This is a genomic window from Enterobacter cloacae complex sp. P14RS (genome assembly GCF_014895895.1).
Lineage (GTDB): Bacteria > Pseudomonadota > Gammaproteobacteria > Enterobacterales > Enterobacteriaceae > Enterobacter > Enterobacter bugandensis.
Genome location: NZ_JADBQM010000019.1, coordinates 99,876 through 119,882, shown reverse-complemented (window position 1 = coordinate 119,882; position 20,007 = coordinate 99,876). Strand labels below are relative to the sequence as shown.

The following is a 20,007-nucleotide window of genomic DNA, read 5'->3' as shown; positions in this document are numbered from 1 at the left end:
GAGCGTCCGTTTGTGATCTTCAAAACCCGCGCGGCAACGCTGCTGGCGACCACGGTGGTGGTGCTGGTCGTGGCGTTTGCCAACATCTTTACCGTTATTCAGCCCGTGGTTGAGGCGAACGACTGGAACAGCGCGCTGTGGATGGTCGGTGGGCCAGTCTTCTTCTCGCTGCTGGCGATGGGGATTTATGAGAATTACCGCCGGCGCTCAATGGCGTACGTCACGGAAGTGGCGTAGCGGTAAAATGCCCCTCCCGAAAGGGAGGGGAGAACGATTACAGACTTCCCGCCGGGCGCGATCTTGCCGCCGACGTGAGCGTTTTACCCATCTTGCGTCCGTCCATGCTTTCCAGACGCATCTGGAACGGTGGGAACGGCATATCAATACCATGCTCGCGGAAGCCCGCCAGAATCAGCTGGTGGATCTCATGGCGCAGCGGCATGCGGTGCCCCATTTCGGCGGCGTATATACGCAACTCGAAAATCTGGATCCCCTGCTGTAAATCAACCAGGAATACTTCCGGCGCAGGGTTATCGAGCACCAGCGTACAGCGTTCAGCGGCGGTGTAGAGGATCTGCGTGACCTCTTCACTGTTAGCATCCGACGGCGCTGGTACCGTCAGCACCACGCGCGTGACGGAGTCCGACAGGGACCAGTTGATAAACTGCTCGGTAATAAATGCCTTGTTCGGCACGATGATCTCTTTACGGTCCCAGTCGCTGATCGTGGTGGCGCGGGTGTTGATCTTCGTTACGCTCCCGGTCAGATCGCGGATCGTCACCGTATCGCCAATGCGAATCGGCTTTTCAAACAGGATGATCAGGCCGGATACAAAGTTAGCGAAAATCTCCTGCATGCCAAAGCCAAGGCCAAACGTCAGCGCGGCCACCAGCCACTGCAGTTTAGACCACTCAATACCAATCATTGAGAACCCGACCATTCCGCCAAACAGCAGTATCAGGTATTTCGTAATGGTCGTAATGGCGTATCCCGTGCCGGGGGTTAAATCCAGATGCTGCAGCAGCGCCAGCTCCAGCAGTGCCGGGAAGTTACGCACCAGCTGGGTGGTGATGATCAGCACCAGGATGGCAATCAGCACCGCGCCTAAGGTGATCGGCTCCAGGCTTTCTACGCCCTGCACCGTGGACGTCACGTCCCACAGAGAGATGTTCTCCAGGAAGCCAAACGCGGAGTGAATTTCCGACCACAGGAAGATCACCGACAGAAGGGCAATCAGCATCAGGAGGGAGCGCACCAGGCGCAGAGACTGGGTACTGATGGCATCCAGATCCAGTTCGACCTCGTCCGCATCCATCGTGCCTTCCGTGCTGTTGACATGCGTTGGCTCTTCCTCGCCACGGGCACGCTGAGCGAGGATCTCTGCCCGGCGGTGTTTGGCGCGGTCAAAGGCCAGACGGCGGCGCTGGATCAGCATCCCGCGCCGGATCACGTGATACACCACCAGCAGCAGGAACCAGATCGCCACCGACGTTTCCAGTCGCGCCAGCAGGGCCTGCGAGGTTGCCAGGTAACCTACCGCCGCTGCCAGCATCGCAATCAGAGGAGCGCTCAGCAGCAGGTTCCAGAGCAGCCGGTTGAACATGTTGTCGCCGCTGCCGGATTTATCCAGATAGAGCGGTATCCCCGCGCGTTTCAGGCTGAGCGTGACGATGGCCAGCGCGCCGCAGATCAGCATAAAGCAGAGGCGGCCCAGCGAGCCTGAGAATTCCCGGTCGTTGAGATTATCAAACATGATCAGCGCCATAATCAGCGGCACAATCAGCCCGATGCTCATCAGGTAATAGCGCATGGCGCGCGCCACGCGGTTACGAGGCCAGCCAAAGTGGGCGATGAACAGGCCGTTAGGCCGCGCGAACGTCGCGCAAATCATCACCACCCACAGCAACGGTACCGTGGCGGTGACACCATCGCCAATGGCGACCGCGAGCGGATAGGGCCAGGCTTCCCGAAGGCCATAGCCAAGCGTCATCCACAGCACCGGTAGCGGAGAGGCGACGAGAATCGACCAGAACACGGTGCGCAGCGTCAGCCAGAAGTGATCCTGAGTGACTTTCCCCACCCGCGCGCTGGAACGCTCCAGGAAGCGGGTGAAATGTCTGCGCGAATAAATGCTGAAGCCCACCAGAACCAACGCGCCCAGCAGCGGGAAAATCGTCTCTTTACTGGTCAGCATCATCACGCTGGCCTGTCCGAGCTGGCTAAAGGTGTCGAGGGAAATCAGGCGGCGCAGATCCTGAACGATCTCAATTGGCCACGAGAAGGTCATTGGACGTACGTCGGATGTCCAGAAGAGATAACGGTGCGTAGCCTCGTTCACCTCTTTCAGCGCGTCTTCCAGCTGGCTGTTAGAGACCTTGAGTTTAGTCAGTTCCAGAATCAGCGTATCCCCGCCCTGCAGCAGGGAGTTCAGCAGTTCGCGCTGGGTGCGCAGCTGGGCTTCCAGAATACGGTTTTGCTCGCTGGTCAGAGGTTGTCCGTCAGCCTGACGGATCTGGCGTATTTGCGGCTGCTTATTGAGAAGATCTTCAAAGTGCAGTCGCTGCACGCGCAGCTGGGCCATCTCGGTATCCAGCTGCTGCGGTTTCGGCATTTCCGGCAGGCGCGCGACCTGGGCGCGTAACGCTTCGCCCAGCAGGTTTGATGACCCGAGCCACTGGGACTGCTCGCGCAGGGTGTTGAGCGCCTGGCGCACCTGCAGGGTTTGATTCGTCGCCTGACGCTGCTGGGAGGCAACCAGATCCATACGCTGCGCCTGCTGATTCAGGGCGGCAGAAAGCTCGCGGTTGACCTTAAACTGATCGACGATACCTTCCGGCAGATTGGCGCTGTTTTCCGCCAGCAGCTCGGTGCTTTCAAGCGCTCGCTCGGCTTCGCGCTGGCGCTGGCTGTTAAGCAAATTACGCAGGGCCTGAAGGTACGCATCCAGCTGCTCGCTCTGCTTCTGAGCGAGTTCAGAGCGCATCCGCGCCAGCTCCTGGCGGTTGTTGGCGGAAAGCTGCGCCAGCTCCAGCTCATCCACAAGGGCCTTCAGACGGGCAGATTCCGCCTGCAGACCCAGATTTTGCGCCTGAGCCTGCGGCGTGTTGCCGCTTTGCGTACCCACGCGGCGCTCAACGTCGTTAAGCTGGCGGCGGGCGTCGGTTTGCTGCTGCGGAAGCTGGCTGAGGGAGTCGGCAATTTCACGCGCTCGCTCCTGCTCCTGCTGAGCCTGGCGGCTCTTTTCCAGGAGCTGGCTGCTGACCTGCAGGATTTCCTGGTTCAGGGCGTCGGTGGTCATGCCTTCCGGCACTTCGCGCGGCTCATCGCGCAGATTAGCGAGCTGCGCGCGCAGCGTTTGCGAGAGTTTAGGGAAGTTGTCGATAACCTGCTGATACTGCTGAGCGCGCTCAAGCGAGCCTTTCCGCTCTTCAAGCGCGTTCAGTGCGGACTGGAGTGACTCAACGGTCTCTGGCTGAGCGGGTTTAGCCGCTTTCGCCTGCTCCAGCTCCTGGGTTATCTGTTTGGCGTCGGGGGCTGTCGCTGCGTAAGCCCCCATGCTGAGGCACCAGGCCATCAGTAGAACGATAATCGGGCGCACGTCAGCGATCCTTCTATTGTTAGCCTTCGTCTTTTTTGTCGTCAACCAGTGGGCTGGCGTCGTGCTCGGCGTCGATCTCTTCTTGCGGCAGCGGAGCAGGTTCTGCATCCGGCGTCACGAAGGTTTCGGTAGAGATCGCCAGCGGCTGACCCAGTTTGGTGACCGACAGGCTTTCGAGCTGCTCAGCCAGCTTCACTTTGCCCGGCGCAAACAGGTTGATGACGGTAGAGCCCAGCTTGAAGCGACCCATTTCCTGGCCTTTCAGCAGGGCGACAGAGCCTTCTTCTTCACCGGCAGGCCACGTCCAGCGCTTGATCACGCCTTCACGCGGCGGGGTAATGGTGCCAGCCCAGACGGTTTCGATGCTGCCGACAATGGTCGCGCCCACCAGAATCTGCGCCATAGGGCCGAATTCAGTATCGAACAGGCAGATGACGCGTTCGTTACGGGCGAACAGGTTCGGTACGTTTTGCGCGGTCAGGTGGTTCACGGAGAACAGATCGCCCGGCACGTAAATCATCTCACGCAGGATACCGTTACACGGCATGTGTACGCGGTGGTAGTCGCGCGGTGACAGATAGGTGGTGGCAAAGGTGCCGTTGCGGAACAGGTCCGCCATCAGGTAATTGCCCGCCAGCAGCGCTTCCAGGCTGTAGTTGTGGCCCTTCGCCTGCAGAATTTTGTCGTCTTCGATGTTACCCAACTGGCTGATCACGCCGTCTGCTGGCATCACCAGGACGTTAGGGTCGGTGTTCAGCGGGCGCACTTCGTCGCGGAGCGGGCGCACGAAAAACTCGTTGAACGTGCGGTAGCTGGCGGTGTCCGGCTTCTGCGCTTCTTTCATGTCGACCTTGTAATACTTAACGAAAAGGTCGATGACCAGTTTGGTCAGCCAGCCCGCGCGTTTGCTTGCGCCCCAGCCCGCCAGGCGAGTGAGCCACAGTTTTGGCAGAATGTATTGAAGCGAAAGTTTAAATGCGTTTAACAAGGTAGCCTCCAGGCCATTGTTTTGTCGTTCCTGATCCGGCAGTAAGCCGCCGGAACCTGAAAAAAGGGGACGATTTTAGCGATGCTTAGCTTAGTTGTCAGTTATCAGAATCAGAAAAGTTTTTACGCGTTTTTACCTGATCCATGCTCTCAAGAATGCGGTGGTAATTCTCGAAGCGGGTCTCCGCGATTTCACCTTTCTCAACCGCTTCGCGGATAGCGCAGCCTGGATCGTTATCGTGTTTGCAGTCGCGGTATTTGCAAGCGCCTAAATAATCATGGAATTCGACAAATCCATTAAAGATTTGTTCCGGCTCAAGATGCCATAAACCGAATTCACGCACGCCCGGTGAGTCGATCACATCGCCGCCGTGCGGGAAGTGATACAGGCGTGATGCGGTGGTGGTGTGTTGGCCCAGACCCGAGACGTCAGACACATCGTTAGTGAGGATTTCCTGCTGGAGGCCGAGAAGGTTGTTTAGCAGGCTCGATTTCCCCACGCCGGACTGACCCGCAAAGATGCTGATGCGATCGGTAAGCGCCTCTTCCAGCGGTTTCAGTCCGTCTTTGGTGTAGCTGGACACCATCAGAACGCGGTAGCCAATCTTGCGGTAGATATCCATCTGCTCATTAACGAAAGCCATGCCTTCGTCATCCAGCAGATCGATTTTGTTCAGCACGATAATCGGTTCAACCTGCAGCGTTTCACAGGCGACAAGGTATCGGTCGATAATATTGAGCGAAAGTTCGGGCAAAATCGCCGATACGATGACAATCTGGTTAATGTTGGCGGCAATCGGCTTCACCCCGTCGTAAAAATCGGGACGGGTTAACACGGACGTACGCTCATGGACCGCTTCAACGATACCTTTTACCGTAACGCCCTCTGCCGCCTCTTTACCCGGTCGCCAGACGACGCGGTCGCCGGTCACCAGAGAACGAATGGTCCGGCGAATGTTACAGCGGTGGATTTCGCCATCGGCGGATTCCACGTCGGCGTGCATACCGAAACGGCTGATAACTACGCCTTCCGTTGGTTCGCCAAACAGGTTGTCGTCGTAATCGACCTTCTCCGAAGTGGTTTTAAGACGGCGCTGATGATTGGCATTCACGCGGCGCTGCTGCCCTTTGGAGAGTTTATTTTTACTCAATCGCACTGGCTCCTGGTCGCCCGTAAGGGGCAAAACCTCTATGATACACTCTAATTAATACTAGTTAACCTGCTACTGCCGGTTATGCGAGAAGGGTGGAAAATAACATGAGCGCGGATGAAAACAACCTGATTTGGATCGATCTCGAAATGACCGGGCTGGATCCCGAGCGCGATCGCATTATTGAGATTGCAACCCTGGTGACCGATGCCAACCTGAATATCCTTGCCGAAGGGCCAACAATTGCGGTGCATCAGTCCGACGACCAGCTTGCGCTGATGGATGAGTGGAACGTGCGTACCCACACCGGCAGCGGTCTTGTCGAGCGCGTGAAGGCGAGCACGCTGGGCGATCGCGAGGCGGAACTGGCGACGCTCGAATTTCTGAAGCAGTGGGTACCAGCGGGTAAATCGCCGATCTGCGGGAACAGCATCGGTCAGGATCGCCGTTTCCTCTTCAAGTACATGCCGGAGCTGGAGTCTTACTTCCATTACCGCTATCTGGACGTGAGCACCCTGAAAGAGCTGGCGCGCCGCTGGAAGCCTGAAATTCTGGACGGCTTTAAAAAACAGGGTACGCACCAGGCGATGGACGATATCCGCGAGTCTGTTGCGGAACTCGCGTACTACCGCGAAAACTTTATTAAGCTGTGATTTTGAGATCCGGCACCTTGCGTGGCCGGGTTTTTGTCGTTAAATTGTTCAGCTTGCCGATTAAATAAGCACTTGAACTGAATTTCGAAAAAATCACTTTAAGGGGGGTTGCAGCTAAAAGGATTTCTCGTATAATGCGCCTCCCGTAACGACAGAGAATTACACGTTACGACAGCAACAAAAGCAGTACAGATTTGCGGGAATAGCTCAGTTGGTAGAGCACGACCTTGCCAAGGTCGGGGTCGCGAGTTCGAGTCTCGTTTCCCGCTCCAAATTCTTCTTCATCTCTAAAATATCCACAGCGAAAAGACGCGCTGGGGACGTTTTCTATTGCATCTGAAATACTCTTGTAAACAGAGTTATCCACAGAATTCGCGCTTTACCCAAACCGTACAGAAAGTTAGCAGGGTGAATAGTATCTTCCCAAGTCACTGTATTAATTGAATAAAATTTCATTTCAAAATGTTATTGAGATCACTTGACCTCTTCTCAAGTCCAGATGGCGCTTGAGTTTTTATTTTTATTCACAGGCTGTGAATATATCACGCATCCCGCGTAAGCCCTTTTTCAATCACCCTAACCAGCCGCTGTTTCTTAGGAAGCTGCACCTCGACCACGCAGGCATTTCGCTTCTCGATTTGCTGCGCAATCGCCCATTCTATGTGTTCATCAAGAAGTGGGTGCTCACCTCTACGGCTTTCGAGCGCCTGAATATTCGCTTCATCCCACGGGGCATTGCCCAGCGCGACGGCCACGTTTCGCAGCCAGCGCAGGTGGCCGATACGCCGAATAGCGGAACCTTCCGTCACCTTCAGAAACCAGGCTTCGGTCCAGGCGAACAGCTCAATAAGCTGTGGCGCATGCAGCGCTTTACGCGGGCTGAAGTCCTCTTCGTCCGTCAGCTGTGAATAGCGGTTCCACGGGCAAATCAGCTGACAGTCGTCGCAGCCGTAGATCCGGTTGCCGATAAGCGGTCGGAATTCTTCCGGGATCGCCCCTTCAAGCTCTATCGTGAGATAGGAGATGCAGCGGCGGGCATCAACGGTGTAAGGCTCAACGATGGCGCCCGTCGGGCAGATGGTCATGCAGGCCACGCAGCGGCCACAGCCTTCCTCCACCGGGCCATCTACCGGCAGGGGTAAATCAATCAGCAGCTCACCGAGGAAGAAGAACGATCCGGCGTCGCGGCTCAGGATAAGTGAGTGCTTACCTGTCCAGCCAAGTCCGGCTTTTTCGGCGATCGGGCGCTCAAGAACAGGCGCGGAATCGACAAAGGGTCTAAAATTCAGCGAATCACAGTGCTGCTGAATGGTTTCCCCGAGTTTTTTTAAGCGGTTACGCAGAAGCTTATGGTAATCACGTCCCAGAGCGTACCGGCTGACGTAACCCAGGGAGGGATTTTTTAGCGTGCGCGCAAAGGCCGCGTTGGCAGGCAGGTAGTTCATGCGCACGCTGATGACGCGTAATGTACCCGGTAAAAGTTCATGTGGACGGGCGCGCATCATGCCGTGACGCGCCATCCACTCCATTTCGCCGTGGTATTGTTTGTCCAGCCAGGCCTGCAGTTTTGGCTCGCTGGCAGAGAGGTCGGTATCGGTAATGCCTACCTTCTGGAAGCCAAGCTCAGCACCCCACTGTTTTATTTTTTGCGCTAATTCATTGAGATCGAGGGGCTGTGACATGACGGACCATACGGTGAAGAAAAACCCCGCAAGTATACCACATTCCATCTGGCATGCGGATGACCTCCGGCGCGCCGAAAAAGAGGCCGCAGACAGTCTCGGCATTACCCTTTATGAACTGATGCAGCGCGCGGGAGAGTCGGCGTTTAACGTTGCCCGCAGCGCGTACCCGCAGTCCACTCACTGGCTGATTTTGTGCGGGCACGGCAATAACGGCGGCGACGGCTACGTCGTTGCGCGTCTTGCCGTTGCAGCCGGTCTCCGCGTTACCCTGCTGGCGCTGGAGAGTGATAAGCCCCTGCCGGAAGAGGCCTGCGCGGCGCGGGAGGCATGGCTGAACGCAGGCGGCGTGATTCATGCTCCTGATATCGTCTGGCCGGAAGATGTTGATCTGATTGTTGATGGTCTGCTGGGGACCGGGCTACGCAGCGCGCCTCGCGAAAACATTGCCGCGCTTATTGAACACGCTAACGGGTACTCTGCACCAGTAATCGCGTTGGATATTCCGTCGGGCCTGATCGCGCAGACCGGCGCGACGCCTGGCGCCGTTATTCAGGCTGCGCACACCGTGACCTTTATCGCCCTGAAGCCGGGCTTGTTAACCGGAAAAGCGCGGGATGTGGTCGGCGTATTGCACCATAACGCGCTGGGGCTGGAGAGCTGGCTCGTTGGACAGGAAACGCTCCTGTCGCGCTTTGATTCCTCACAGCTAAAAGAGTGGCTTCCGCCGCGCCGCCCAACGTCTCACAAGGGCGACAACGGCAGGCTGGTGATTATTGGTGGCGATCGCGGTACGGCAGGAGCGGTTCGCATGACCGGTGAGGCGGCACTTCGCAGCGGTGCCGGGTTAGTGCGAGTACTCACTCGCATTGAAAATATTGCGCCAATCATCACAGCCCGACCGGAACTGATGGTCCATGAGCTTACGCCCCAGACGCTGGAAGAAAGCCTCGAATGGGCGGATGTGGTGGTTATTGGTCCCGGGCTTGGGCAACAGACATGGGGTAAACAGGCCCTGCAAAAGGTCGAGAATTTTCGTAAACCGATGCTGTGGGATGCCGACGCGCTTAACCTTCTGGCAATAAATCCGGATAAGCGTCACAATCGCATTCTGACGCCACACCCCGGCGAAGCCGCGCGCCTGCTTAACTGCAGCGTGGCAGAAATTGAAAGCGATCGCTTACTTTCTGCTCAGCGTCTGGTAAAACGTTACGGAGGTGTTGCCGTTTTGAAAGGGGCAGGCACCGTTGTCGCCAGTGACGAGACGCAGGGCATTATTGATGCCGGAAATGCGGGCATGGCGAGCGGCGGTATGGGCGATGTGCTTTCAGGCATCATCGGCGCATTGCTTGGACAGAAACTTCCCCTTTATGATGCAGCCTGTGCGGGCTGCGTGGCCCACGGCGCGGCAGCTGACAGGCTTGCTGCGCGGGAGGGGACACGCGGTATGCTGGCCACCGATCTCTTTTGCACGCTGCGGCGTGTTGTTAACCCGGATGTGATTGACGTAGAAAATGACTAATCGAGCGATTCCTTTACCTGATGAACAAGCCACTTTAGATCTCGGCAAGCGCGTGGCGCAGGCCTGTCAGGGGGCAACCGTCATTTATCTGTATGGCGATTTAGGTGCGGGTAAAACCACCTTCAGCCGGGGTTTTTTGCAGGCGTTAGGGCATAACGGGAACGTGAAAAGCCCTACCTACACGCTGGTCGAGCCGTACACCCTCGACAATCTTATGGTGTACCACTTTGATTTATACCGCCTTGCGGATCCTGAGGAGCTGGAATTTATGGGGATCCGTGATTATTTTGCCAACGACGCCATCTGCCTGGTGGAGTGGCCGCAACAAGGTGCGGGTGTGCTGCCTGACCCGGATGTCGAAATTCACTTAGATTACCAGGCTCAAGGGCGTGAGGCTCGCATCAGTGCGGTTTCCTCATCAGGGTGTTCCTTACTGGCGCGTCTCGCCGGTTAAGAGTAGGGATGACGGGATGATTAGTCGCGTTAAAGGTTGGGTGTTGGCTGCGACGGTGCTGCTGTGCGCGCAGGCCGGGGCGGCAAGCCTTTCGGATATTCAGGTGTCAAACGGCGAAAGCCAGGCCCGGATTACGTTCAGCTTTATGGGCGACCCTGAATACGCGTTTTCACAGCCAGACAGCCACAGCGTGGCGCTGGATATCAAACAGACAGGCGTGATCCAGGGGTTACCGCTGCGGTTCAGCGGTAACAACCTGGTGAAAAGTATCCGCTCGGGTACCCCTCAGGACAGCCAGTCACTGCGCCTGGTGGTCGATCTGACCGAAAAGGGCAAAACGAGGGCGGTGAAGCAGCAAAACGGGGCGAACTATACGGTGGTCTTCACCATCAATGCCGATGTTCCGCCGCCTCCGCCGCCACCGGTTGTCGCGAAACGCGTGGAAGAACCGGTGTATACGCCTCGCCCATCGGAACCTGCGCGTAATCCGTTTAAATCGCAGAACGATCGCATCACCGCGGCAACCAGCAGTAACACGGTAACGCGTCCGGCGGTCAGCGCACGGCGTACGGTCAGCGGTGACAAAGTGATTATCGCCATTGATGCCGGGCACGGTGGACAGGATCCTGGAGCGATTGGCCCGGGCGGCACGCGAGAGAAAAATGTCACTATTGCGGTGGCCCGCAAGCTGCGGACGCTGTTAAACGATGATCCGATGTTTAAAGGCGTACTAACCCGCGACGGCGACTATTTTATCTCTGTGATGGGCCGCTCAGACGTGGCGCGCAAACAAAACGCCAATTTCCTGGTCTCCATTCACGCGGATGCCGCGCCGAACCGTAACGCGACGGGCGCCTCGGTATGGGTCCTGTCGAACCGCCGGGCAAACAGCGAAATGGCCAACTGGCTGGAAGAGCATGAGAAACAGTCTGAACTGTTAGGCGGCGCGGGTGATGTGCTGGCAAACAGCCAGTCTGACCCATACCTCAGCCAGGCGGTGCTGGATTTACAATTCGGTCATTCTCAGCGCGTCGGGTATGATGTCGCCACTAACGTATTGAACCAGTTGCAGGGCATCGGGGCATTGCATAAGCGCCGCCCTGAACATGCGAGCCTGGGCGTTCTGCGCTCGCCGGATATTCCGTCAATTCTGGTAGAGACGGGCTTTATCAGCAATAACAGTGAAGAGCGCCTGCTGGGCAGCGACAGCTATCAGCAGCAAATTGCCGAAGCGATTTATAACGGTTTACGTAAATATTTTGAGGCGCATCCTCTGCAGTCCGCGCCGCAGGGCGGAGCAGCCCAGACGGCCAGCGCCGCGCAGCCGGGTGGGTTGACCGCCACAAATTAAGGAGATTTCATGCCGATTCAGGTTCTGCCGCCGCAGCTCGCGAACCAAATCGCCGCCGGTGAGGTGGTGGAACGCCCTGCGTCGGTGGTGAAGGAGCTGGTTGAAAATAGCCTCGATGCGGGCGCCACCCGCATTGATATTGATATCGAACGCGGCGGCGCAAAGCTTATCCGCATTCGCGACAACGGCTGCGGCATCAAAAAAGAGGAGCTGGCGCTGGCGCTGGCGCGTCATGCCACCAGTAAAATTGCCTCTCTGGATGACCTGGAAGCGATTATCAGCCTCGGTTTTCGCGGCGAAGCGCTGGCCAGTATCAGCTCGGTTTCTCGTTTAACGCTGACCTCCCGCACCGCTGAACAGCAGGAAGCCTGGCAGGCCTACGCTGAAGGGCGGGATATGGACGTCACGGTCAAACCCGCGGCGCACCCTGTCGGTACTACGCTGGAAGTTCTGGACCTGTTCTACAATACTCCCGCCCGCCGCAAGTTTATGCGTACCGAAAAAACCGAGTTCGGCCATATCGACGAGATCATCCGCCGAATTGCGCTCGCCCGTTTCGACGTCACCATCAACCTCAGCCATAACGGCAAGGTGATGCGCCAGTACCGCGCGGTGGCTGAAGGTGGTCAGAAAGAGCGACGGTTAGGCGCTATCTGCGGGACCCCGTTCCTGGAGCAGGCGTTGGCTATCGAGTGGCAGCACGGCGATCTGGCTTTACGCGGCTGGGTGGCCGATCCGAACGCCAGTAGCGCGGCGTATTCTGAAATTCAGTATTGCTACGTGAACGGCCGCATGATGCGCGACCGCCTCATTAACCACGCCATTCGCCAGGCCTGCGAAGACAAGCTCGGGGCCGATCAGCAACCGGCCTTTGTGCTTTATCTGGAGATCGACCCGCATCAGGTGGATGTCAACGTCCATCCTGCCAAGCATGAAGTACGGTTCCATCAGTCGCGTCTGGTGCATGATTTTATCTACCAGGGCGTGCTGAGCGTGCTGCAACAGCAGCTTGAACCCACGCTGCCGCTGGAAAAAGAAGACTCCGCACCGCGCCCCATTCCGGAAAACCGTGTCGCGGCAGGCCGCAACCATTTTGCGGAGCCTGCCGTCGCGCGTGAACCAGACGCCCCGCGTTTCTCCTCTGCAGGAGCCGCGCCGCGTCCGACGGGCGTGAACTACCCGAACGCTCAGCCCGGCTATCAGAAGCAGCAGGGGGCGCTGTACCGTAAACTGCTGGAAACGCCCGCAGTCGAGCGCAAAGAGCACGTTTCGGTGGCGACACCTTCCCTTGAAGGCCATAGCCAGAGTTTTGGCCGGGTGCTGACGATTATCGCACCGGATATGGCCCTGCTTGAGCGCGACGGCAAACTGCTGCTTCTGGCGCTGCCGGTTGCCGAACGCTGGCTCAAGCAGGCGCAACTGACGCCGGGGGAACATGCGGCCTGTGCGCAGCCGTTATTGATCCCGGTTCGCCTGAAAATATCCGCTGAAGAAACAAGGGTATTGCAGCGTGCAGAGGCCCAGCTGGCGCAAATGGGCATTGAAATTGTGCTCGAACCACAACATGTGACAATTCGCGCAGTGCCTTTACCCTTACGCCAACAAAATTTACAAAACTTGATTCCTGAACTGATAGGCTACCTGGCGCAGCAAACATCGTTGGAGGCTGCCAACACCGCGCAGTGGATCGCCCGCCATCTGGCCAGCGAACATTCACCGTGGAGTATGGCGCAGGCGATTACCGTGCTGGCGGAGGTGGAACGCCTCTGCCCACAGCTGGTGAAAGCGCCGCCGGGTGGGTTATTACAACCTGTTGATTTAAAAACGGCGATGACCGCCCTGAAACATGACTGACGTAAGCAAGGCGAGCCTGCCAAAGGCAATTTTTTTAATGGGCCCAACGGCCTCTGGCAAAACAGCGTTAGCCATTGAGTTACGTAAAGTTTTGCCTGTAGAGTTGATTAGCGTTGATTCCGCCCTCATCTATCGAGGGATGGACATCGGCACGGCGAAGCCCGGCGCAGACGAACTGCGTGCGGCACCGCACCGTTTGCTGGATATTCTCGACCCGGCAGAGGCTTACTCCGCAGCGGATTTCCGCCGGGATGCCTTAGCTGAGATGGCCGAGATAACGGCGGCGGGGCGTATACCGCTGTTGGTTGGCGGAACCATGCTCTACTTCAAGGCGCTGCTCGAAGGTTTGTCACCCTTACCTTCTGCAGATGCTGAAATCAGAGCAAAGATTGAGCAGCAGGCGGCAGAGCAGGGGTGGGACGCATTGCATAAGCAACTGGCAGAGATTGACCCGGTTGCGGCGGCGCGAATCCATCCAAACGATCCGCAAAGGCTTTCCCGGGCACTGGAAGTTTTTTTCATTTCGGGTAAAACTTTAACGGAACTGACGCAAACGTCAGGAGACGCTCTGCCGTATCAGGTGCATCAGTTCGCCATCGCCCCGGCGAGCCGTGAACTGCTCCATCAACGAATTGAGCAGCGTTTTCATCAGATGTTGGCTTCAGATTTTGAAGCAGAAGTGCGGGCGCTATTTGCCCGTGGAGATTTGCATACGGATATGCCTTCCGTTCGTTGTGTGGGATACCGCCAGATGTGGTCGTATCTTGAAGGTGAGATTTCATACGATGAAATGGTTTATCGAGGTGTTTGCGCCACGAGACAGTTAGCGAAGCGCCAGATCACCTGGTTGCGCGGTTGGGAGGGGGTTCACTGGTTAGACAGTGAAAAACCGCAACAGGCGTTAAACGATGTGATTGAGGTTGTTGGTGATATCGCCCACTGAATGTGTACAATTGAGACGTATCGTGCGCAATTTTTCAGAATCGCAAGGTTCTAAGTACAAAACAAGCATATAAGGAAAAGATAGAATGGCTAAGGGGCAATCTTTACAAGATCCGTTCCTGAACGCATTGCGTCGGGAACGTGTTCCAGTTTCTATTTATTTGGTGAATGGTATTAAGCTGCAAGGTCAGATTGAGTCTTTCGATCAGTTCGTGATCCTGTTGAAAAACACGGTCAGCCAGATGGTCTACAAGCACGCTATCTCTACTGTTGTTCCGTCCCGTCCGGTCTCTCATCACAGCAATAACGCTGGCGGCGGCACAGGCAGTAACTACCATCATGGCAGCAACGCGCAGGGTTCTTCTGCTCCTGCGCAGGACAGCGACGAGACCGAATAAGGTTTTAGCTGTTATCCACACGGGGAGCCAGGGATCCTGCGTTCCCCGCTGATCTTTTTAGAGAGGTTTACGCTTGTTTGACCGTTATGATGCCGGTGAGCAGGCGGTGCTGGTACACATCTATTTTTCGCAAGACAAAGATATGGAAGACCTCCAGGAGTTTGAATCTCTGGTCTCTTCCGCCGGTGTCGAAGCAATGCAGGTGATTACCGGTAGCCGTAAAGCGCCGCACCCAAAGTATTTTGTTGGTGAAGGTAAAGCAGTAGAAATTGCGGATGCCGTAAAAGCAACCGGCGCGTCAGTCGTGTTGTTTGATCATGCGCTGTCTCCAGCCCAGGAGCGCAACCTGGAAGCTCTCTGCCAGTGCCGTGTTATCGATCGCACGGGATTGATTTTAGATATTTTTGCTCAGCGTGCCCGTACCCACGAGGGGAAACTGCAGGTTGAGCTGGCGCAGTTGCGCCATCTGGCGACGCGTCTGGTGCGTGGCTGGACCCACCTTGAAAGACAAAAAGGCGGGATTGGTTTGCGCGGTCCGGGTGAAACCCAGCTCGAAACCGACCGCCGTTTGCTGCGTGGCCGTATTACCCAGATCCTCTCACGTCTGGAACGTGTCGAGAAACAGCGTGAACAGGGGCGTCGGGCGCGAACCAAAGCCGACATCCCCACGGTGTCGCTGGTGGGCTATACCAACGCCGGTAAATCCACCCTGTTTAACCAGATAACCGAGGCCCAGGTGTATGCCGCAGACCAGCTGTTTGCGACCCTGGACCCGACGCTGCGCCGCATTGACGTTGCAGACGTGGGTGAAACAGTGCTGGCGGATACCGTAGGGTTTATCCGCCATCTGCCGCACGATCTGGTGGCGGCGTTTAAGGCGACGTTGCAGGAGACGCGTCAGGCGACTCTGCTGCTGCACGTGATTGATGCGGCTGACGTACGCGTGCAGGAGAACATCGACGCGGTGAACGTGGTGCTGGAAGAAATTGACGCCCACGAAATTCCCACCCTGTTGGTGATGAATAAGATCGATATGCTGGAGGATTTCGAACCGCGTATCGACCGTGATGAAGAGAACAAACCGATTCGGGTCTGGCTTTCTGCTCAGGCCGGAATCGGTGTGCCACTGCTTTTCCAGGCTTTGACAGAACGTCTTTCCGGTGAGGTAGCTCAGCACACGCTGCGACTGCCGCCACAGGAAGGCAGGCTGCGCAGTCGGTTTTATCAGCTTCAGGCGATAGAAAAAGAGTGGATGGAGGATGACGGCAGCGTGGGGATGCAGGTGCGTATGCCGATCGTTGACTGGCGTCGCCTCTGTAAACAAGAACCTGCGCTGGCGGACTATATCGTCTGATCAGAAAGGGGAAGCCTGAAAAATTCGCCCTTGCATAACAAATATGGAGCATATACATGGCGTGGAATCAGCCCGGTAATAACGGACAAGACCGCGACCCGTGGGGAAGCAGCAATAATCAAGGCGGCAACTCTGGGGGAAATGGCAACAAAGGTGGTCGCGAGCAGGGGCCGCCGGATCTGGATGATATCTTCCGCAAGCTGAGCAAAAAGCTTGGTGGCCTTGGCGGAGGAAAAGGTTCTGGCTCGGGTGGCAGTTCCAGCCAGGGACCGCGCCCGCAATTAGGTGGCCGCCTGGTGGGCATCGTTGCTGCCGGGCTGGTGATCGTCTGGGCTGCCAGCGGGTTCTACACCATTAAAGAAGCAGAACGCGGCGTGGTCACCCGTTTCGGTAAGTTCAGCCACCTGGTTGAGCCGGGCCTGAACTGGAAACCGACCTTCATTGACGACGTGACTGCGGTAAACGTGGAATCCGTCCGTGAACTGGCCGCTTCTGGCGTGATGCTGACCTCGGACGAAAACGTGGTGCGCGTTGAGATGAACGTGCAGTACCGCGTGACGGATCCTGAGCGTTATCTGTTTAGCGTGACCAGCGCCGATGACAGCCTGCGTCAGGCGACCGACAGCGCCCTGCGTGGTGTGATCGGCAAATACACCATGGACCGCATCCTGACCGAAGGTCGTACCGTTATTCGTAGCGATACCCAGCGCGAGCTGGAAGAGACGATTCGTCCGTACAACATGGGTATCACCCTGCTGGACGTCAACTTCCAGGCTGCACGTCCGCCGGAAGAGGTGAAGGCCGCGTTTGACGATGCGATTGCTGCCCGTGAAAACGAACAGCAGTACATCCGCGAAGCAGAAGCGTACACCAACGAAGTTCAGCCGCGTGCTAACGGTCAGGCGCAGCGTATTCTGGAAGAGGCGCGAGCGTATAAGACCCAGACCATCCTGGAAGCTCAGGGTGAAGTGGCTCGCTTCGCGCGCATCCTGCCGGAATACAAAGCCGCCCCGGAAATTACCCGCGAGCGTCTGTATATCGAGACTATGGAAAAAGTGCTGAGCCACACCCGCAAAGTGCTGGTTAACGACAGCAAAGGCGGAAACCTGATGGTTCTGCCGCTGGATCAGATGCTGAAAGGCGGTTCTGCACCGGCAGCGAAAGACACCAGCGGAGCGAACAACCTGCTGCGTCTGCCGCCAGCCTCATCAGGCAGCTCCAGCGCGAACACAACGCCTTCTTCGAACGATGGTGACATTATGGACCAACGCCGTGCTAACGCGCAGCGTAACGACTACCAGCGTCAGGGGGAATAAGGATGCGTAAGTCAGTTATTGCGATCATCGTCATCGTACTGGTCGTGCTGTATACCTCGATCTTTGTGGTGAAAGAGGGCGAGCGTGGGATCAAATTCCAGTTCAGCAGCGTCGTGCGTGATGGCGACAAACGTCCGGTGATTTACGAGCCGGGCCTGCACTTCAAGGTGCCGTTCATTCAGTCTGTGAAAACGCTCGATGCGCGTATCCAGACCATGGATAACCAGGCTGACCGTTTCGTGACTAAAGAGAAGAAAGACCTGATCGTTGATTCTTACATCAAATGGCGTATCAGCGATTTTAGCCGCTACTTCCTGGCAACGGGCGGCGGTGACGTTTCTCAGGCAGAAGTGCTGCTGAAACGTAAGTTCTCTGACCGTCTGCGTTCTGAAATTGGTCGTCTTGATGTGAAAGACATCGTGACCGACTCCCGCGGTCGTCTGACCCTGGAAGTGCGCGATGCGCTGAACTCCGGTACAGCGGGCACCGAAGACGAAGTGGCAACGCCAGCAGCGGATGACGCGATTGCTAAAGCGGCCGAACGCGTTCAGGCTGAAACCAACGGTAAAGTGCCGGTGATCAACCCGAACAGTATGGCGGCGCTGGGTATCGAAGTGGTTGACGTGCGTATCAAGCAGATCAACCTGCCAGCGGAAGTGTCCGAGGCGATCTACAACCGTATGCGCGCCGAGCGTGAAGCGGTAGCCCGTCGTCACCGTTCACAGGGTCAGGAAGAGGCTGAAAAACTGCGTGCAGCAGCGGACTATGAAGTGACCAAGACGCTGGCGGAATCAGAGCGTCAGGGCCGTATCCTGCGCGGTGAAGGCGATGCGGAAGCGGCGAAGCTGTTTGCCGATGCATTCAGCCAGGATCCAGACTTCTACGCCTTTATCCGTAGCCTGCGCGCTTACGAGAATAGCTTTAAGAGCAACCAGGATGTGATGGTGCTCAGCCCGGACAGCGATTTCTTCCGTTATATGAAGACGCCGACCAACGCAACGCGATAAACTCAGGCTCGTTTGAGTATTCAAACCACCGCTCCCAACGGAGCGGTGGTTTTCTTTTATAAGGATGAAAAATGAATTCAACGATCTGGCTCGCGCTGGCTCTGGTTCTGGTGCTGGAAGGTCTCGGCCCGATGCTCTATCCGCGCGCATGGCGTCGTATGATCGCGACCATGAGCCAGCTACCGGATATTATTTTGCGTCGTTTCGGCGGTGGTCTTGTGGTTGCTGGTATCGTTATCTACTACATGTTGAGGAAAACGATTGGCTGATCAAAAACTAGCCGCAATTGGCGTATTTTAAGGTCAAAAAGTGCTGTATATCTGAAAAAGCGATGGTAGAATCCATTTTTAAGCAAACGGTGATTTTGAAAAAAATGGGTAACAACGTCGTCGTACTGGGCACCCAATGGGGTGACGAAGGTAAAGGGAAGATTGTCGATCTTCTGACTGAACGGGCTAAATATGTTGTACGCTACCAGGGCGGTCACAACGCAGGCCATACTCTCGTAATCAACGGTGAAAAAACCGTCCTCCATCTTATTCCATCAGGCATTCTTCGCGAAAACGTCACCAGCATCATCGGTAACGGCGTTGTGCTGTCTCCTGCTGCGCTGATGAAAGAGATGAAAGGTCTGGAAGACCGTGGTATCCCTGTTCGTGAGCGTCTGCTGCTCTCCGAAGCCTGCCCGCTGATCCTGGACTATCACGTGGCGCTGGACGTGGCGCGTGAAAAAGCGCGTGGCGCGAAAGCGATCGGCACCACCGGTCGTGGTATCGGCCCGGCTTACGAAGATAAAGTTGCACGTCGCGGTCTGCGCGTCGGTGACCTCTTCGACAAAGCGACCTTCGCTGAAAAGCTGAAAGAAGTGATGGAATATCACAACTTCCAGCTGGTGAACTTCTACAAAGCTGACGCTGTTGACTACCAGAAAGTGCTGGATGACGTCATGGCGATTGCAGACATTCTGACCGGTATGGTTGTTGATGTGTCCGATCTGCTGGACCAGGCGCGCAAGCGTGGCGATTTCGTCATGTTCGAAGGTGCGCAGGGTACGCTGCTGGACATCGACCACGGTACCTATCCGTACGTTACTTCTTCTAACACCACCGCGGGTGGCGTGGCGACCGGCTCCGGCCTGGGTCCACGTTATGTGGATTACGTTCTGGGCATCATCAAAGCGTACTCTACTCGCGTAGGTGCGGGTCCATTCCCGACCGAACTGTTTGATGAAACCGGCGAGTTCCTGTGCAAGCAGGGTAACGAGTTTGGCGCGACCACCGGTCGTCGTCGTCGTACCGGCTGGCTGGATGCGGTTGCCGTGCGTCGCGCAGTGCAGATCAACTCCCTGTCTGGCTTCTGCCTGACCAAGCTGGACGTGCTGGACGGCCTGAAAGAAGTGAAAATCTGCGTAGGCTACCGTATGCCAGATGGCCGCGAAGTGACCACCACGCCGCTGGCTGCTGACGACTGGGAAGGCATTGAGCCAATCTACGAAACTATGCCGGGCTGGTCTGAGACCACTTTCGGTGTGAAAGAGCGTAGCGGCCTGCCGCAGGCGGCGCTGGATTACATCAAGCGCATTGAAGAACTGACCGAAGTGCCGATCGATATTATTTCTACCGGCCCGGATCGTACTGAAACGATGATCCTGCGCGACCCGTTCGACGCATAATCTTCGTGACTGCTGGCCTGCGGGGAGACCCGTAGGCCGGATAAGCGTAGCGCCAACCGGCGACCG

At 56.6% G+C, this 20,007-nt stretch carries 16 protein-coding genes, 1 tRNA gene and 1 pseudogene; 14 read left to right on the top strand and 4 right to left on the bottom strand.

The annotated features are described in order from the left end of the window. Positions 1-237: pseudogene (locus IM295_RS23085) on the top strand (glutamate/gamma-aminobutyrate family transporter YjeM); the annotation flags it as partial. Positions 238-274: 37 nt separating this feature from the next. Here the strand turns inward: IM295_RS23085 and mscM are convergent. The 3 genes from mscM to rsgA form a co-directional block, all read right to left on the bottom strand. Then, positions 275-3,598, bottom strand: a complete 3,324-nt coding sequence (gene mscM, locus IM295_RS15310) for a miniconductance mechanosensitive channel MscM (protein WP_028015244.1) — start codon at positions 3,596-3,598, stop codon at positions 275-277. Positions 3,599-3,617: 19 nt separating this feature from the next. Beyond that, complete coding sequence (asd, locus tag IM295_RS15305) at positions 3,618-4,586, bottom strand: archaetidylserine decarboxylase (protein ID WP_193066905.1); 969 nt, start codon at positions 4,584-4,586, stop codon at positions 3,618-3,620. Positions 4,587-4,683: 97 nt separating this feature from the next. Continuing rightward, positions 4,684-5,736 (bottom strand): small ribosomal subunit biogenesis GTPase RsgA, encoded by a 1,053-nt coding sequence (gene rsgA, locus IM295_RS15300; RefSeq protein ID WP_032644955.1) that lies wholly within the window; start codon positions 5,734-5,736, stop codon positions 4,684-4,686. 107 nt (positions 5,737-5,843) lie between these two features. Here rsgA and orn point away from each other — a divergent pair, with 107 nt between their 5' ends. Both orn and IM295_RS15290 read left to right on the top strand, forming a co-directional pair. After that, complete coding sequence (gene orn, locus IM295_RS15295; protein ID WP_028015247.1) at positions 5,844-6,389, top strand: oligoribonuclease; 546 nt, start codon at positions 5,844-5,846, stop codon at positions 6,387-6,389. A 196-nt stretch (positions 6,390-6,585) separates the two neighbouring features. Beyond that, positions 6,586-6,661, top strand: a tRNA-Gly gene (locus tag IM295_RS15290). Positions 6,662-6,931: 270 nt separating this feature from the next. Here the strand turns inward: IM295_RS15290 and queG are convergent. After that, positions 6,932-8,071: a tRNA epoxyqueuosine(34) reductase QueG gene (gene queG, locus IM295_RS15285; protein WP_028015248.1), complete on the bottom strand. Its 1,140-nt coding sequence runs from the start codon at positions 8,069-8,071 to the stop codon at positions 6,932-6,934. Here queG and nnr point away from each other — a divergent pair. The 11 genes from nnr (at position 8,070) to IM295_RS15230 (ending at position 19,941) form a co-directional block, all read left to right on the top strand. Next, the gene (nnr, locus tag IM295_RS15280; RefSeq protein ID WP_193066904.1) at positions 8,070-9,593 is read left to right on the top strand and encodes a bifunctional ADP-dependent NAD(P)H-hydrate dehydratase/NAD(P)H-hydrate epimerase; all 1,524 of its coding nucleotides are present in this window, start codon (positions 8,070-8,072) and stop codon (positions 9,591-9,593) included. The two genes, queG and nnr, sit on opposite strands and share 2 nt — an antisense overlap. Beyond that, positions 9,586-10,047: a tRNA (adenosine(37)-N6)-threonylcarbamoyltransferase complex ATPase subunit type 1 TsaE gene (tsaE, locus tag IM295_RS15275; protein WP_028015250.1), complete on the top strand. Its 462-nt coding sequence runs from the start codon at positions 9,586-9,588 to the stop codon at positions 10,045-10,047. The genes nnr and tsaE overlap by 8 nt, the downstream gene beginning before the upstream one ends. Before the next feature lie 16 nt (positions 10,048-10,063). Beyond that, positions 10,064-11,398: an N-acetylmuramoyl-L-alanine amidase AmiB gene (gene amiB / locus IM295_RS15270; protein WP_048960999.1), complete on the top strand. Its 1,335-nt coding sequence runs from the start codon at positions 10,064-10,066 to the stop codon at positions 11,396-11,398. A 9-nt stretch (positions 11,399-11,407) separates the two neighbouring features. Next, positions 11,408-13,252, top strand: coding sequence for a DNA mismatch repair endonuclease MutL (gene mutL / locus IM295_RS15265; RefSeq protein ID WP_028015252.1), 1,845 nt, complete (start codon positions 11,408-11,410; stop codon positions 13,250-13,252). Continuing rightward, the gene (gene miaA / locus IM295_RS15260) at positions 13,245-14,195 is read left to right on the top strand and encodes a tRNA (adenosine(37)-N6)-dimethylallyltransferase MiaA (protein ID WP_193066903.1); all 951 of its coding nucleotides are present in this window, start codon (positions 13,245-13,247) and stop codon (positions 14,193-14,195) included. Before mutL ends, miaA begins: the two co-directional genes overlap by 8 nt. An 85-nt stretch (positions 14,196-14,280) precedes the next feature. After that, positions 14,281-14,592, top strand: coding sequence for an RNA chaperone Hfq (hfq, locus tag IM295_RS15255; protein WP_013095287.1), 312 nt, complete (start codon positions 14,281-14,283; stop codon positions 14,590-14,592). A gap of 73 nt (positions 14,593-14,665) precedes the next feature. Beyond that, positions 14,666-15,946, top strand: a complete 1,281-nt coding sequence (gene hflX / locus IM295_RS15250) for a ribosome rescue GTPase HflX (RefSeq protein WP_193066902.1) — start codon at positions 14,666-14,668, stop codon at positions 15,944-15,946. A 56-nt stretch (positions 15,947-16,002) separates the two neighbouring features. Beyond that, positions 16,003-17,262, top strand: a complete 1,260-nt coding sequence (hflK, locus tag IM295_RS15245; protein ID WP_028015254.1) for an FtsH protease activity modulator HflK — start codon at positions 16,003-16,005, stop codon at positions 17,260-17,262. A 2-nt stretch (positions 17,263-17,264) separates the two neighbouring features. Then, positions 17,265-18,269 carry a protease modulator HflC gene (gene hflC, locus IM295_RS15240; protein ID WP_028015255.1) on the top strand — a complete coding sequence of 335 codons (1,005 nt, stop codon included), beginning with the start codon at positions 17,265-17,267 and terminating at the stop codon, positions 18,267-18,269. Positions 18,270-18,340: 71 nt separating this feature from the next. Further along, entirely contained in the window at positions 18,341-18,538 is a 198-nt protein-coding gene (locus IM295_RS15235) for a DUF2065 domain-containing protein (RefSeq protein ID WP_193066901.1), read from the top strand. A gap of 104 nt (positions 18,539-18,642) precedes the next feature. After that, positions 18,643-19,941 (top strand): adenylosuccinate synthase, encoded by a 1,299-nt coding sequence (locus IM295_RS15230; RefSeq protein WP_006178975.1) that lies wholly within the window; start codon positions 18,643-18,645, stop codon positions 19,939-19,941. Positions 19,942-20,007: the final 66 nt, after the last annotated feature.